This is a genomic window from Streptomyces sp. NPDC048185 (assembly GCF_043202495.1).
Lineage (GTDB): Bacteria > Actinomycetota > Actinomycetes > Streptomycetales > Streptomycetaceae > Streptomyces.
This window is the reverse complement of record NZ_JBIDAN010000011.1, coordinates 211,239-226,279: the sequence shown is the minus strand read 5'-3', so window position 1 is coordinate 226,279 and position 15,041 is coordinate 211,239. Positions and strand designations below refer to the sequence as shown.

The 15,041-nt window shown below is 74.6% G+C and carries 13 protein-coding genes; 11 read left to right on the top strand and 2 right to left on the bottom strand.

Going from position 1 to position 15,041, the window contains the following annotated elements; genetic code table 11:
* Nucleotides 1-99 precede the first annotated feature (99 nt).
* Complete coding sequence (locus ACGF3H_RS28640) at nt 100-270, bottom strand: hypothetical protein (RefSeq protein ID WP_362500456.1); 171 nt, start codon at nt 268-270, stop codon at nt 100-102.
* A gap of 179 nt (nt 271-449) precedes the next feature.
* Here ACGF3H_RS28640 and ACGF3H_RS28635 point away from each other — a divergent pair, with 179 nt between their 5' ends.
* From ACGF3H_RS28635 to ACGF3H_RS28625, 3 genes are all read left to right on the top strand, one after another.
* Nucleotides 450-755: a hypothetical protein gene (locus ACGF3H_RS28635; protein WP_362500455.1), complete on the top strand. Its 306-nt coding sequence runs from the start codon at nt 450-452 to the stop codon at nt 753-755.
* Complete coding sequence (locus ACGF3H_RS28630) at nt 752-943, top strand: hypothetical protein (RefSeq protein WP_362500454.1); 192 nt, start codon at nt 752-754, stop codon at nt 941-943. The genes ACGF3H_RS28635 and ACGF3H_RS28630 overlap by 4 nt, the downstream gene beginning before the upstream one ends.
* A gap of 295 nt (nt 944-1,238) precedes the next feature.
* Nucleotides 1,239-2,468: a cytochrome P450 gene (locus tag ACGF3H_RS28625; protein ID WP_362500453.1), complete on the top strand. Its 1,230-nt coding sequence runs from the start codon at nt 1,239-1,241 to the stop codon at nt 2,466-2,468.
* Between the two features lie 91 nt (nt 2,469-2,559).
* On the opposite strand, the gene ACGF3H_RS28620 is transcribed toward ACGF3H_RS28625, so the two are convergent.
* Nucleotides 2,560-3,582, bottom strand: coding sequence for a Gfo/Idh/MocA family oxidoreductase (locus ACGF3H_RS28620; protein ID WP_362500452.1), 1,023 nt, complete (start codon nt 3,580-3,582; stop codon nt 2,560-2,562).
* Nucleotides 3,583-3,711: 129 nt separating this feature from the next.
* Here ACGF3H_RS28620 and ACGF3H_RS28615 point away from each other — a divergent pair, with 129 nt between their 5' ends.
* From ACGF3H_RS28615 to ACGF3H_RS28580, 8 genes are all read left to right on the top strand, one after another.
* Entirely contained in the window at nt 3,712-4,449 is a 738-nt protein-coding gene (locus ACGF3H_RS28615; RefSeq protein ID WP_362500462.1) for a GntR family transcriptional regulator, read from the top strand.
* 174 nt (nt 4,450-4,623) lie between these two features.
* Nucleotides 4,624-5,628: a sugar ABC transporter substrate-binding protein gene (locus ACGF3H_RS28610; protein ID WP_362500451.1), complete on the top strand. Its 1,005-nt coding sequence runs from the start codon at nt 4,624-4,626 to the stop codon at nt 5,626-5,628.
* Entirely contained in the window at nt 5,625-6,665 is a 1,041-nt protein-coding gene (locus ACGF3H_RS28605; RefSeq protein ID WP_362500450.1) for an ABC transporter permease, read from the top strand. The genes ACGF3H_RS28610 and ACGF3H_RS28605 overlap by 4 nt, the downstream gene beginning before the upstream one ends.
* Nucleotides 6,662-7,471: an ATP-binding cassette domain-containing protein gene (locus ACGF3H_RS28600; protein WP_362500449.1), complete on the top strand. Its 810-nt coding sequence runs from the start codon at nt 6,662-6,664 to the stop codon at nt 7,469-7,471. Before ACGF3H_RS28605 ends, ACGF3H_RS28600 begins: the two co-directional genes overlap by 4 nt.
* A 121-nt stretch (nt 7,472-7,592) precedes the next feature.
* Nucleotides 7,593-8,741: an ROK family glucokinase gene (locus tag ACGF3H_RS28595; RefSeq protein ID WP_362500448.1), complete on the top strand. Its 1,149-nt coding sequence runs from the start codon at nt 7,593-7,595 to the stop codon at nt 8,739-8,741.
* Complete coding sequence (locus ACGF3H_RS28590) at nt 8,738-9,316, top strand: sugar kinase (protein ID WP_362500447.1); 579 nt, start codon at nt 8,738-8,740, stop codon at nt 9,314-9,316. Before ACGF3H_RS28595 ends, ACGF3H_RS28590 begins: the two co-directional genes overlap by 4 nt.
* A gap of 394 nt (nt 9,317-9,710) precedes the next feature.
* Entirely contained in the window at nt 9,711-12,662 is a 2,952-nt protein-coding gene (locus ACGF3H_RS28585) for a DEAD/DEAH box helicase (protein ID WP_362500446.1), read from the top strand.
* Entirely contained in the window at nt 12,659-15,031 is a 2,373-nt protein-coding gene (locus ACGF3H_RS28580; RefSeq protein ID WP_362500445.1) for an SWIM zinc finger family protein, read from the top strand. The genes ACGF3H_RS28585 and ACGF3H_RS28580 overlap by 4 nt, the downstream gene beginning before the upstream one ends.
* Nucleotides 15,032-15,041 lie beyond the last annotated feature (10 nt).

The following is a 15,041-nucleotide window of genomic DNA, read 5'->3' as shown; positions in this document are numbered from 1 at the left end:
ATGCCGCTTGAAGCTGACACGGCACGAAACACACACGTAGTGCAGCTTGTAGTAGGTCATGGCGTAGAAGCACACCGGGTCACCGTACCGACCAGTTCTTCAGGCGAGCCACCGTTCTGAGAAGATCGGCTCTTCGTCGCCTGCACCGTCGGCCAGTGCGGTGGGTTTCACGAGGTCAAGGGCGCGCTGCTTGCGCTGGACCACCATCGGGTACTTCGTCGTGTGCGGACGAGGGCTGGTGTCCATGCCGGGATCGAGGTGGGAGTCCATGCGGGTTGCCTTCCGGTCGGGGGCTCGGCTGGTGCTCGGCTACTGGGGGCCGGTGCCGCACGCTTCCCGGCACGCGCCGGAGCGCGATGGACCGACCGTCACCGTGGGTGGCGTCCGCCCACCCCGTCGCCGCGGGCGCCAACTCCCTTGTGGAGAAAACGACATCGTAGGATGCCCGGGTGCCCGAGCCGACACGGATACCGATGAGCCGCCGCAGGTGGATCGCGGCGTGGGTGGTGCTGTGCGCCGCGGGTCTCGCCGCCACCGCCGCGCTGAACGCCTCCTCGACGCCGGACCAGCGGTCCGGGGTGGACGAGAAGCCGGTCAGCGCCGAGTGCGCCGAGTACATCGCGGACGTCGAGCGGCGGCTCGCCGAGGCCAGGCAGGAGGGCGAGGACGACGGGGTGCTGGCCTTCTCGCGGACCAGTGCCGGCGCGGAGGACTGCAGCGACGAGCTCCGCGATCACTTCGGGGCCGACCGGTGAGCCGCGGCACCTGGCTCGCCGCGACGGCGGGTCTGATCTCCGCCGGTGTCGTGGCGGCCGTGGCCCTCGGCACCGTCGCGGAACCGGAACCGGAACCGCACCCCACGCCGCAGCGGGTGTACTCCTCCTGCCTGGCGGCCGACACCGAGCCGGTGCCGGCGGGCGACGACCCGTGCGGCGGAGGCTGAGAGCCGCCGGCCCCCACGCCGACGGGCTGCGGCGGCGGTGCGCACGGTCGAGCACCGCACATCGTCCTCGGCCGCACCCGCCGGACGGGCGCCTTCGCCGGCCGGCGGATCCCCGAGCCGGCGCCGCCGCAGTCGTCGGCCCGGCTCACCACCCCCCGCGCAGCCTCGACACCGGGACCGGCACCCCTGAGGTGCCGGAGCCCCACTCCCGGGACGCCGCGCGCGGACGGCCGAACCGGAAGGGCGCCGCGGGCGGTCCGGGTGTCGCGGCCGCCGGTGCGGGCACCCCACGGGCATGGCTTCCCGACGACTGGTTCCCGAGTCCCTGGCCCTGCCGGCCGAGGGCTACGCCTGGCTGCCCGACCTGATGCGCGCCGAGGGCGACACCGCGCTGAACCTCCGTGTCCTCGGCCGGCCGGCGCTCGCCGTGCGGGGCCCGGACGCGGTCCGTTTCTTCTACGACGAGGACCACGTGCGGCGGCACGGGGCGCTCCCCGGCCCGGTCCTGAGCACGCTCTTCGGCCACGGGGCGGTCCACACCCTCGACGGTGAGGAACACCGGCACCGCAAGTCGTTCTTCCTGCCCCTGCTGGAGACCGACGCCGTGAAGGGCTCGGCCGAGCACATCGTCACCGCCTGGGACGAGGCCGTACCGCGGTGGCGGGCGCGACCGGACGTGGTGCTCTTCGACGCCGTCAGCCGGGTGATCACGCGCGGGGTCTGCCGGTGGGCCGGCGTGCCGCTCACGGAGGACGAGCAGGAGCCGACGGCGCGGGACCTGGTGGCCATGGTGGACGGATTCGCCACCGCCGGACCCCGGCACTGGCGGGCCAGGCAGGCCCGCGCCCGCCAGGAACGGCGGTTCGCCGACCTCGTCACCTCCGTCCGGTCCGGAGCCGTCCACGCCCCGGCGGACTCCGTACTGGACCGGGTCTGCCGCCACCGCGACGCCTCCGGCGCCGAGCTGACGCCCGGGACCGCGGCGGTGGAGCTGCTGAACGTCGTCCGCCCCGCCACGGCGCTGAGCTGGTTCGTCGCCTTCGCCGCGCACGCCCTGCACCGCCGCCCCGAACTCCGGGAACGGCTCCGCTCGGACGGGACGGCGTTCGCCACGGCCTTCGCCCACGAGGTCCGCCGGTTCTACCCCTTCGCCCCCTTCCTGGGCGGCGAGGCCGTCACCGATCTGACGTGGCAGGGCCGCCATGTCCCGGCCGGCGGCCTCGTGCTGCTGGACGTCTACGGCCAGAACCACGACGAACGCCTGTGGAAGGACCCGTACGCCTTCCGCCCGGAACGCTTCCTCGACCAGCCGCCCGGCCGGGACGAACTGATCCCCCAGGGCGGAGCCGACCCCTGCACGGGACACCGCTGCCCCGGCGAGGCCATGACCGTGGGCATCCTGGAGACGCTCTCCCGGCGCCTGGCCGGCCTGGACTACGAGGTCCCTCCGCAGGACCTGACGATTCCCCTGAACCGCATCCCCACCCGCCCGCGCAGCGGAATGATCATCCGTCCGCTCGCTTAGCGGGCTCCACGGCCGGGGCCGGGGCCCGGGCGCGTACGGCCGTCGCCGCGCCGCCGGCCCCGGCACGCGCGGCGAACACCCGGCCGGAGCGTCAGCCCGCCGCCCGATCCGCGGCGCCCGGCACCTCCGCCGGCCGCACCGCCCTGCGCTCCCGCCGGGAGATCTCGCACGCCTCGGCGATCGTCAGGGCCCGCAGCGCCTCGCGACCGTCGCACGGGTTGGGCCGCTCACCGCGGACCACCTCCACGAACGCGGCCAGCTCCGCCTCGTAGGCGGGCCCGAAACGCTCCACGAAGCCCGTCCAGGGCTTGTCCGCGGCCGGCGGCCCCGTCGGCTCGGTGGACGCGATGGGCGTACGGTCGTCCAGCCCGACGACGATCTGGTCGAGCTCCCCGGCCAGCTCCATGCGCACGTCGTACCCCGCGCCGTTCAGCCGCGTCGCGGTCACCGTGGCCAGCGTGCCGTCGTCCAGCGTCAGCAGCGCCACCCCCGTGTCCACGTCGCCCGCCCCGCGGAACACCGGCGGCCCGGCGTCGGACCCGGCGGCGTACACGTCGACGACCTCCCGGCCGGTCACCCAGCGCAGGACGTCGGCGTCGTGGATCAGCGTGTCGCGGAAGAGCCCGCCGGACTGCGCCAGGTACGCGGCGGGCGGCGGCGCCTGGTCGCTCGTCACCGCCCGGACGGTGTGCAGCCGGCCGAGCCGCCCGGAGCGCACGGCATCCCGCGCCCCCGTGTACCCCGCGTCGAACCGGCGCTGGAACCCCATCTGCAGCACCGTCCCCGCGGTCTCCACCTCGGCGATCGCCTGCAGCGTGCCGGCCATGTCCAGCGCGATGGGCTTCTCGCAGAACACCGGGAGCCCCGAGCGCGCTGCCCGACCGATCAGTTCGGCGTGGGCCGACGTCGCCGTCGTAATGACCACGGCGTCCACCCCCCACCGGAAGATCTCGTCCACCCCGGGCGCGGCCGTCTCGCCCAGCCGCTGGGCCAGGGCCTGCGCCCGCCCCAGGTCCGCGTCCGTGAGGATCAGGGAGCCGACGTCGCGATGGCGGCTGAGCGTGTTGGCGTGGACCGTGCCGATACGGCCCGTACCGATGACCCCGATGCGCATGGAAACAAAGTGGGCTCACCGCCCGGGCGCTGTCAATGTGTATGTCCGGACAACCGAACTACACGACTTCCCGTCAACAGCGCACGGAGCTACGCTCGGCCCGTGCCGAAACCAGAAGTGGACCCCACCGTGGCGCTGGGCCTCAGCGTGGATCGCAGCAGCCCCGTGCCGCTGTACTTCCAGCTGTCGCAGCAGCTCGAGACGGCGATCGAGCGCGGAGCGCTGACCCCGGGGAGCCTGCTGGGCAACGAGATCGAGCTCGCCGCGCGGCTCGGCCTGTCCCGTCCCACCGTCCGCCAGGCCATCCAGTCCCTGGTCGACAAGGGCCTGCTCGTGCGCCGCAGGGGAGTCGGCACCCAGGTGGTGCACAGCCAGGTCAAGCGCCCGCTGGAACTCAGCAGCCTCTACGACGACCTGGAGGCGGCGGGGCAGCGCCCGGCCACGAAGCTCCTGGTCAACACGGTCGTCCCGGCCACGGCCGAGGTCGCCGCCGCACTCGGCGTGGCCGAGGGCAGCGACGTGCACCGGGTGGAACGGCTGCGCCTCGCCCACGGGGAGCCGATGGCGTACCTGTGCAACCACCTGCCGCCGGGCCTCCTCGATCTGGACACCGGGCAGCTGGAGGCCACCGGCCTCTACCGGCTCATGCGCGCCGCCGGGATCACCCTGCACAGCGCCCGCCAGTCCATCGGCGCCCGCGCCGCCACCGCCGCCGAGGCCGAGCGACTCGGCGAGGAGGAGGGCGCACCGCTGCTCACCATGCGGCGCACGACCTTCGACGACACGGGCCGCGCGGTCGAACTGGGCACGCACACCTACCGGCCGTCCCGCTACTCCTTCGAGTTCCAGCTGCTCGTACGGTCCTGACCTGCACCGGCCCGAGGGCCCGGTCCGCGGTGCGGACCCGTCCTCATGTCCGGACAAGGTGACCGACCGCCGCTCCCCGGCACCGCGTGCCCGACGCCCGTGTCGGACAATGGGGCGTTTGGGCTTTCCGGAGCCCGGCAGCACAGCACGGCACAGCAAGAAGGGCACGGCCTCGTGGCACGGTTTCGGACCTGGGTAGGCATCGCACTGGCGGGGGCACTGTCGGTGTCCCTGGCCGGCTGCAGCAGCACCGGCGGCAAGCGCGCCGAGGACGCCCGCAAGGCCGCCGCGGCGCAGGGGAAGGCGGCGGTGAACACCCCCCGCTGGACCTTCGCGATGATCACCCACTCGGGTGATGGCGACACCTTCTGGGACATCGTCCAGAGCGGCGCCGACCAGGCCGCCAAGAAGGACAACATCAACTTCGTGTACTCGCACGACGACGAGGCACAGCAGCAGGCGCAGCTCGTGGACGCCGCGATCGACAAGAAGGTCGACGGCATCATCGTCACGCTCGCCAAGCCCGACGCCATGAAGGCCGCCGTCGCCCGCGCCGAGAAGGCCGGCATCCCGGTGATCACCGTGAACTCCGGCTCGCAGGAGTCGAAGGAGTTCGGCGCGCTCACCCACGTCGGGCAGGACGAGACGATCGCCGGCGAGGCCGTCGGCGAGGAGCTGAACGAGCGGGGCCGCAAGCGGGCCCTCTGCGTCCTGCACGAACAGGGCAACGTCGGACACGAGCAGCGCTGCGACGGCGTCGAGAAGACCTTCGACGGCAAGGTCGAGCGGCTCTACGTCAACGGCACGAGCATGCCGGACGTGCAGTCCGCCCTGGAGGCCAAGCTCCAGACCGACAAGGCCGTCGACGCCGTGGTCACGCTGGGCGCCCCGTACGCCGCCACGGCCGTACAGGCCAAGGAGGGCGCGGGCAGCAAGGCCGAGATCGACACCTTCGACCTCAACGCCAAGGTGGCCGCGGGCCTCGAGGACGGCACGCTCGGCTTCGCCGTCGACCAGCAGCCCTACCTCCAGGGTTACCAGGCGGTCGACCTGCTGTGGCTGTACAAGTACAACGCCGACGTCCTCGGCGGCGGCCGGCCGGTGCTCACCGGGCCGCAGATCATCACGGAGGACGACGCCGCGGCGCTGGCCGACTACACCGAGCGGGGCACCCGATGAGCGCCACGCAGGCCGACGGCGCCGACGAGAGGATCGTGCGGACGTCCCCGCTGCGGAAGCTGCTGGGCCGCCCCGAGCTCGGGTCCGTCGTCGGCGCGGCCGCCGTCTTCGTCTTCTTCGCGTTCTTCGCCGACAGCTTCCTGCGCGCCTCCAGCCTCAGCACGGTGCTCTACGCCGCGTCCACGATCGGCATCATGGCCGTGCCCGTGGCGCTGCTGATGATCGGCGGCGAGTTCGACCTGTCCGCGGGCGTCATGGTCACCTCGTCGGCCCTGGTGTCGTCGATGTTCAGCTACCAGATGACCGCCGACGTCTGGGTCGGCGTCGGCGTCTCCCTGCTGGTCACCCTGGCGATCGGCGCCTTCAACGGCTTCATGCTCACCCGCACCAAACTGCCCAGCTTCATCATCACCCTGGGCACCTTCCTCATGCTGACCGGCATGAACCTGGGCTTCACCAAGCTGATCGACGGCACCGTCTCCACCAAGTCGATCGACGACATGGAGGGCTTCCCCTCCGCCCGCGACGTCTTCGCGTCCACGATCACCGTCGGCGGCGTCGGCTTCAAGATCACCATCCTGTGGTGGCTCGCCCTGGTCGCCGTCGCCAGCTGGATCCTGCTGCGCACCCGCGCCGGCAACTGGATCTTCGCCGTCGGCGGCAACAAGGACGCCGCCCGCGCGGTCGGCGTCCCGGTCACCAGGACCAGGATCGGCCTCTACATGGGCGTGGCGTTCGGCGCCTGGATCTCCGGCCAGCACCTGCTCTTCTCGTACGACGTCGTCCAGTCCGGCGAGGGCGTCGGCAACGAACTGATCTACATCATCGCGGCCGTGATCGGCGGCTGCCTGATCACCGGCGGCTACGGCAGCGCCGTCGGCTCGGCGGTCGGCGCCCTGATCTTCGGCATGACCAGCAAGGGCATCGTCTTCGCCGAGTGGAACCCCGACTGGTTCAAGTTCTTCCTCGGAGCGATGCTGCTCCTCGCGACCCTGCTCAACGCCTGGGTCCGCAAGCGCGCGGAGGCCACCAAGTGACCGAGACCGGAAACCGGGCGCCGCTCGTCGAACTGTCCGGCGTCAGCAAGCACTACGGCAACGTCCGCGCCCTCGAAGGGGTGTCGCTGGCCGTGCACGCCGGTGAGATCACCTGTGTGCTGGGCGACAACGGAGCCGGCAAGTCGACCCTGATCAAGATCATCGCCGGCCTGCACCAGCACGACGGCGGCACGCTCGCCCTCGACGGCGAGGAGACCCGCCTCTCCTCCCCGCGCGAGGCCCTGGACCGCGGCATCGCCACCGTCTACCAGGACCTGGCCGTCGTCCCGCTCATGCCGGTCTGGCGGAACTTCTTCCTCGGCTCCGAGCCGCGCAAGGGCGCCGGCCCCTTCAAGCGCATGGACGTCGACCACATGCGCCGCACCACCCGCGCGGAACTCCTGCGCATGGGCATCGACCTGCGCGACGTCGACCAGCCCATCGGCACCCTCTCCGGCGGCGAACGCCAGTGCGTGGCCATCGCCCGCGCGGTGTACTTCGGTGCGAAGGTCCTGGTGCTCGACGAGCCGACGGCGGCCCTGGGCGTGAAGCAGTCGGGCGTGGTCCTGAAGTACGTGGCGGCGGCCCGCGACCAGGGCCTCGGTGTCGTTCTCATCACCCACAACCCGCACCACGCGTACCTGGTGGGCGACCGTTTCGTCCTCCTCAAGCGCGGCGCGATGGTCGGCAACCACGAACGCGACGACATCACCCTGGACGAGCTGACGACGCAGATGGCAGGCGGGAACGAGCTGGACGATCTACGCCATGAGCTGCAGCGCACCCAGGGGCGCGGGACCGTGTGATGTGCGGCTCCGCCGCGTGGGCGCGAGCAACCACGACGCACCCGCACCGGGCGACGTCCCGCTCCACCCACCCCCCGTCGCATTCGGCACCCGGCGTGGGCGTGCGGCAGAATCGCACCCGATGAGCACCTACCGCGACCTCACCGCCCCCATCGGTTCCCGCCGCGCCCCGGTCCTGCGCACCGTGGGCACGAGGGAACGCCGCTCGCACCTCACGGCCCCCCGCGTGCCCACGGTCGGCATCGACATCGGCGGCACGAAAGTCATGGCGGGCGTCGTCGACGCGGACGGCAACATCCTGGAGAAGCTCCGCACGGAGACCCCGGACAAGTCCAAGAGCCCCAAGGTCGTCGAGGACACCATCGTCGAACTCGTCCTGGACCTCTCCGACCGGCACGACGTGCACGCCGTGGGCATCGGCGCGGCCGGCTGGGTCGACGCCGACCGCAACCGGGTGCTGTTCGCCCCGCACCTTTCCTGGCGCAACGAACCGCTGCGCGACCGCATCGCCGGCCGCCTCGCGGTCCCCGTCCTCGTGGACAACGACGCCAACACCGCCGCCTGGGCCGAGTGGCGCTTCGGCGCCGGCCGGGGTGAGGACCACCTCGTCATGATCACGCTCGGCACCGGCATCGGCGGCGCGATCCTGGAGGACGGCCAGGTCAAGCGGGGCAAGTACGGCGTCGCGGGGGAGTTCGGCCACATGCAGGTCGTGCCCGGCGGCCACCGCTGCCCGTGCGGCAACCGCGGCTGCTGGGAGCAGTACAGCTCCGGCAACGCCCTGGTCAGGGAGGCCCGCGAGCTGGCGGCCGCCGACTCGCCGGTGGCGTACGGGATCATCGAGCACGTCAAGGGAAGCATCGGCGACATCACCGGCCCGATGATCACCGAACTGGCCCGCGAGGGCGACGCCATGTGCGTCGAGCTGCTCCAGGACATCGGCCAGTGGCTCGGCGTCGGCATCGCCAACCTCGCCGCCGCCCTCGACCCGTCCTGCTTCGTGATCGGCGGTGGCGTGAGCGCCGCCGACGACCTGCTGATCGGCCCCGCGCGCGACGCGTTCAAGCGCCAGCTCACCGGCCGCGGCTACCGTCCCGAGGCCCGGATCGTCCGCGCCCAGCTCGGTCCCGAGGCCGGCATGGTGGGCGCCGCCGACCTGGCCCGCCTGGTCGCCCGCCGGTTCCGGCGCGCCAAGCGGCGCCGGGTCGAGCGCCACGAGCGCTACGAACGGTACGCGGAAGCCCGCCGCACGTCCGGGGAGCCGTCGTGACGGGCCCCCGCCCGGAGGCCGGCTCCCCGGAGGAACCCGCGCGCCCGGCCGAGGACCGACGGCACATGATCCGCCGGCGGGCGCTCACCCTGCTCACCATCGTGCTGCTCATCGGTGTGCCGGCCGGCTACCTGGTGATCTCCGCGAACCAGAGCCGCGACAGCGGCAAGGTCAAGGAGGCCAAGTACTCGGCGACCGGCCTGACCGAGGGCTGGCCGTCCAAGCTCCAGCGCCGCCTCTACGAGGTCCCCGTCCCGATGCCCTCCGACGAGGTGGCCTATTACGAGACGAACAACTGGAAGACCAGCCGCCTCTACGTCCAGTTCGAGACCAACGCGGCCGGCCTGGACGCCTTCCTGGCGGGCCTGGGTGTCACCAGGGAGGACCTGAAGCGCGACGAGCCGGCCATCGGCGACCGCGACCAGCACATCACCGGCTGGAACTTCGAACGGCCCGGCCCCTGGTGGGGCCTCGTCCACCGGCAGACGGCCCCGGCGCCCACCCAGGACGTCCTCGTCAACCTGTCCGACCCTGACCGTCCGATGGTGTACGTCGTCTCGCAGACGGTCCCCTGACCGGAGCCCCGCCGGCCGACGGCGACCGACGGGCAGGGACGGCGACAGGACAGCGACCGACCAGGACCGGGGACAGGACAGCGACCGACCAGGACCGGGGGCGGCTGACGGCGACCGACCGGGACCGACGGCGGCTGACGCTGATCGACGGCGACCGACCGCGACCGCGGGCGGCTGACGGCGACCGACCGAAACCGAGGGCGGCTGACGGCGACCGACCGCAGCCGACCGCCGTCCTCCGCGACTGTCCGCGCACGTTCGCAGCCGGGTCCCTGAACCCGGGGGCCCGGGGCCGTGAGTCCCTTTCCCACAGGCCGCCGGGACCGATTGTCAGACCCCGCCCGTAGAGTCGAAGACAGTCGACCCCAGACGCGGGCGGGAGGTGACAGAACGTATGAGCGACACGACCGGAGGGGTCGCCACGGCCGAGCGCACGGCACTGCGCGCGCGCGAGCGGGCGGAGCAGGGCCGGACCGTCCCCGCCGTGCCCGCCCGGCTCGCCGCCGTCTTCCTGCCCGCACCCCTTCCGCGCGACGGACGGATCGCGTTCTGGGACCCCGAGGGCGGCCCCGTCACCGCCCCGGCGTCCGAGCACGGGGCCCAGCCTGCCGGGCCTCCGGGCGACGGGGGCGACGGTGCGCCAGAGGGTGTGCCCGAACCCACGGAGCTCACCGTCGTACGCCGGCACGGCACCGCCGCACGCCGCGGCACCACGCCCGCACTGTCGCTCCCGCTCGCCGAGGCCCTGCCCCTGCTGGTGCGCGCCCGGCACGACCCGGCCGCCCACCCGGCCACCGCCTGCTGGGGCGCCGCCGCCCTGCACGCCCTGCGGCTCACGGCGCGCGGACGCCTGCTGCCCGGCCTGACGCCGACCGGGCACGACGCCTGGCGGGCCGGCCCGCTCGACCCCGACGACGTCGCGCACCTGCGTGCGGTGGCCGCCGCGCTGCCCCCCGAGGGTCACGCCGTCCCGCTGGACGGGCCCGGCCCGATCCGGCTGCCGGCACCGGAAGCCCTGATGCGCTCCTTCCTGGACGCGGTGGCCGACACCCTGCCCCGCACTCCCGCCGCACCCCACGCCTCGGGCCGCCCCTTCGCCGCACGCGCGGCCCAGCGCCTGCCCGACGCCCACGACTGGGCCGCGGAGGTCGCCGCCGGCATGGACGCGGGCGTACGGATCTCCCTGCGCCTGGACCTCTCGGCGTACGACCTGTTCGACGGCGACGCGGGCGGCGGTGCGCGGGGCGCGGGCGCGGCCGTCGTCCAGGTGCACAGCCTCGCCGACCCCACCCTCGTGGCCGACGCGGCGGACCTGTGGTCGGGCGCGGCCGACGCGGCGTTCGGCCCCCGCGCGCGCGTGGACGCCGCCCTCGCGGTGCGGCGCGCGGCACGGGTCTGGGCACCGCTCGACCGCCTCACCGAGCAGGACGTGCCCGATGTGCTGAGCCTGTCCGAGGAGGAGGTCACCGACCTGCTCGGCGTGGCGGCCGGCCGGCTCGCCGCCGCCGGGGTCGCCGTGCACTGGCCCCGCGACCTCGCCCACGACCTCACCGCGACCGCGGTGGTCCGGCCCGCGCCCGGTTCGGCGACCGACGGCACGGGCTTCTTCGAGAGCGAGGACCTCCTCCAGTTCCGCTGGCAGCTGGCGATCGGCGGCGATCCGCTCACCGAGGCCGAGATGGACACCCTGGCCGAGGCCCACCGCCCGGTCGTCCGGCTGCGCGACCGGTGGGTGCTGGTCGATCCCGCCCTCGCCCGCCGGGCCCGCGCACGCGACCTCGGCCTGCTCGACCCGGTCGACGCCCTGTCCGTCGCCCTCACCGGCACCGCCGAGGCCGACGGCGAGACGGTGGAGGTGGTGCCGGCCGGCGCGCTGGCCGCCCTGCGCGACCGCCTGACGGCGGGCGTCCGTCCCGCCGAACCGCCGCCCGGCCTGCACGCCACCCTCCGCGACTACCAGCTCCGCGGCCTGGCCTGGCTGGACCTCATGACCTCGCTCGGTCTCGGCGGCTGCCTCGCCGACGACATGGGCCTCGGCAAGACCGTCACCGTCATCGCCCTGCACCTGAAAAGGGCGCGCACCGAGCCGACCCTGGTGGTCTGCCCGGCCTCCCTGCTGGGCAACTGGCAGCGGGAGATCACCCGGTTCGCGCCCGGCGTGCCCGTCCGCCGCTTCCACGGCCCCGACCGCACCCTGGACGGACTGAAGGACGGCTTCGTCCTCACCACGTACGGCACGATGCGGTCGGCCGCGACGACCCTGGCCGAGCAGCCCTGGGGCATGGTCGTCGCCGACGAGGCACAGCACGTCAAGAACCCGTACTCGGCGACCGCGAAGGCGCTGCGCACGATCCCGTCCCCGGCACGCGTGGCGCTCACCGGCACACCGGTCGAGAACAACCTGTCCGAACTGTGGGCGCTGCTCGACTGGACGACCCCCGGGCTCCTCGGCCCGCTCAAGTCCTTCCGCGCCCGGCACGCGCGCGCGGTGGAGAACGGCGAGGACGAGGAGGCGGTGCGCCGCCTGGCCCGCCTGGTCCGCCCCTTCCTGCTGCGCCGCAGGAAGTCGGACCCCGGGATCGTGCCCGAGCTGCCGCCGAAGACCGAGACGGACCACCCGGTGCCGCTCACCCGGGAACAGGCCGCGCTGTACGAGGCGGTGGTGCGGGAATCGATGGCCGCCATCGAGACCGCGGGCGGCATGGCCCGGCGGGGTCTCGTGCTCAAGCTGCTGACCTCGCTCAAGCAGATCTGCGACCACCCGGCGCTGTTCCTGAAGGAAGACCACCCGCCGGGCGGGACCGACCGGCTCACCGCCCGCTCCGGCAAACTCGCCCTGCTGGACGAACTGCTGGACACGGTGCTCGCCGAGGACGGCTCGGTGCTCGTCTTCACCCAGTACGTCGGCATGGCCCGCCTCATCGCCTCCCACCTGTCCGCCCACGCGGTCCCGGTCGAACTCCTGCACGGCGGCACGCCGGTGCCCGAGCGGGAGCGGATGGTGGACCGCTTCCAGAGCGGGGCGGCTCCCGTCCTCGTCCTGTCCCTGAAGGCCGCCGGCACCGGCCTCAACCTGACCCGCGCGGGCCACGTCGTGCACTTCGACCGCTGGTGGAACCCGGCCGTCGAGGAGCAGGCCACCGACCGCGCCTACCGCATCGGCCAGACCCAGCCCGTCCAGGTCCACCGGCTCATCACCGAGGGCACGGTCGAGGACCGCATCGCCGAGATGCTCGAGTCCAAGCGGGCCCTGGCCGACGCGGTCCTCGGCGGAGGCGAGTCGGCCCTCACCGAGCTGACGGACCGTGAGCTGTCCGACCTGGTGTCCCTGCGGAGGCCGTCATGACCCCCCGCCCCGCGGACGAGGCCCGCCGTGCCCTGCGGGCGGCACGGGAGCGCGGCGAGGCGGCAGCGGCCCCCGCGGCCGGCGCGGGCGCCGACCCCGGGACGGAGCCCGGTGCCCGTGCCGGAGCGGACCTCGACGCCCTCGCCGGGGCGGGCGCCACGGACCGTGAGGCGGTGCGGGAGCAGGACCGGGCCCGGGACGAGGACGTGACCGGAGCCCGGTCCCGATCCCGGTCCCGGGACGAAACCCATGGCGGGGACCGGAGCGAGCACGTCGGCCCGCGTCCGGGGGACATCGCACGCGCGGCGTTGCGCGGTGCGCGGATCGCCCGGCACGCGGGCCCCGACGACGCGACGGGGGATGAAGAGGCCGAAGGGGACACTGCGGCAGAGGACGAGGACCGGCCCGACGAGGCAACGGGGGCCGCTCGACCGGCTCTTCCCGACGGAGCGACGCCCTCCGGTCCCGGGGACCGCCCCGACGGAGCGACGCCCTCCGGTCCCGGTGACCGCCCCGACGGTGCGCCGGACCCCGCCACCGGCCCCGCACCCGCTCCGGGCGGCACGGCGGCCACCTCCGCCGCGGCCCGGCATCCCGCCGCTGAGGCCCCCGCAGCCGTCCCCGGCCCGTTGCCCGGGGAGGGCGGCCGGCCGGGGGACGCGGCGCGCGAGGCGTTGCGGGCGGCCCGCCGGCAGGCGAGGACGGACGCCGCGGTCGGGGGAGCGGTGGCCGCGCGACGTGCCGCCCGCCCGGCCGGCCGTCCGCGCCCGGCCGGCGGTTCCACCGCCCATGAGGTCCGCGCCCGCGCAGTACGGGACTTCGCCGCCGGCGCGTTCCGCCTGCCCCCGGAAACGGACCCGGACGAGGAGGCCCAGCCGCTCGAAGAGCCCACGGACGCGACGGCCGCCGAGAGCCCCCGGAGCGAGGCGGCCCCGCTCGGGGAGCCCGCCTCGGCCCCCGGTTCCGCCCGCACGCCGTCGCACGGGCCACCGCCCCCGCCAGGGCGGGCGGCGCCTCACCGGGAAGCGCGCGGCCGGACTCCGCACGCGGTGCCGCACGGCCGGGACTCCTCCCCACCCCCGGCGGCACCTCGCGCCCCCCGCTCCATGGCCGCCCCCGACCGCGACGGCGATCTCCGGCGCACGTTCCCCGCGGTCCCGTCCCCCACGGCACCGGACGGCCGCCTCGCCGAGACCTGGTGGGGCAACGCCTGGGTGACCGCGCTGGAGGAGGGCGCGCTGGACCCCAAGCGGCTGGCACGCGGCCGCGGTTACGCCGAGCAGGGACACGTCGACGCCATCACCGTGACGCCCGGACTCGTCCTCGCCTACGTGCAGGGCAGCCGCCCGAGGCCGTACCGCGTACAGGTACGGCTGCGCACGCTCGGCGACGCCGACTGGGAGCGGTTCCTGGACGCCGCCGCCGAGCGGCCGGGGCACATCGCCGCCCTGCTCGACAAGGAACTTCCCCCTTCCCTGGCCGACTGCGGCGTCCCGCTGCTGCCCGGCCCCGGCGACCTCGCCCCGCAGTGCAGCTGCCCCGACTCCGGCCACCCCTGCAAGCACGCCGCCGCCCTCTGCTACCGGACGGCACGGCTGCTCGACGCCGATCCCTTCGTGCTGCTCCTGCTGCGCGGCAGGGGCGAACGCGAGCTGCTCGACGCCCTGTCCAGGCTCAGCGCCGCCCGCGCGGCCCGCGCCGCCCAGGACAAGGGCCCGGCGCCCCTCCCCGGTGTCCGGGCCACCGAGGCACTGGCCGCGCGGACGCTCCCGCCCCTCCCGGCGCCGCTGCCCGCGCCCCCGCACCCCGAACAGCCCCCCGCCTACCCGGCGGCACCGGGCGGCCCGGACCCCTTCGCGCTGGACCAGCTGGCCACCGACGCCGCCGCCCGCGCCCACGCCCTCCTCACCACCGGGCGCGACCCGGTCGGCGGGCTGACGCTGTGGCAGGACGCGGTCCGCCACGCCGCCGCACGCCCCGGCTCCGGCCTCACCGCCGGCACCCGCGCGCTGTACTCGTCCCTCGCCCGGGCCGCCGGCCGCGGCACGCCCGAGCTGGCGCGCGCGGTCGCCGCCTGGCGTCAGGGCGGCCTCGACGGCCTCGCCGTCCTGGAGGAACCCTGGGACCCGCCGGCCGGCCGCTTCGACCGCGCTCGCCCCCTGCTGCTCGCGGCCGACCTCCCCGCCTTCCGCCCCTGGCGGAACCACCTCACCCACCCGGCCGGGCACCTCCAGCTCCGCCTCGGCCGCACCGGTCTGTGGTACGCCTACGAGTCCGAGCCAGGCCGCGACGACTGGTGGCCCCGCGGCACCCCCGACCTCGATCCGGTCGGCGCCCTGACGGGCCTCGGCGGCGCCGGCGACCTCTGACCGAGGACCT

What these genes read in the sequence shown, in the direction of transcription:
- ACGF3H_RS28640 (WP_362500456.1), bottom strand. Translation starts at nt 270, where the DNA reads ATGGACTCCCACCTCGATCCCGGCATGGACACCAGCCCTCGTCCGCAC.
- ACGF3H_RS28625 (WP_362500453.1), top strand. Translation starts at nt 1,239, where the DNA reads ATGGCTTCCCGACGACTGGTTCCCGAGTCCCTGGCCCTGCCGGCCGAG.
- ACGF3H_RS28620 (WP_362500452.1), bottom strand. Translation starts at nt 3,582, where the DNA reads ATGCGCATCGGGGTCATCGGTACGGGCCGTATCGGCACGGTCCACGCC.
- ACGF3H_RS28605 (WP_362500450.1), top strand. Translation starts at nt 5,625, where the DNA reads ATGAGCGCCACGCAGGCCGACGGCGCCGACGAGAGGATCGTGCGGACG.
- ACGF3H_RS28595 (WP_362500448.1), top strand. Translation starts at nt 7,593, where the DNA reads ATGAGCACCTACCGCGACCTCACCGCCCCCATCGGTTCCCGCCGCGCC.
- ACGF3H_RS28585 (WP_362500446.1), top strand. Translation starts at nt 9,711, where the DNA reads ATGAGCGACACGACCGGAGGGGTCGCCACGGCCGAGCGCACGGCACTG.
- ACGF3H_RS28580 (WP_362500445.1), top strand. Translation starts at nt 12,659, where the DNA reads ATGACCCCCCGCCCCGCGGACGAGGCCCGCCGTGCCCTGCGGGCGGCA.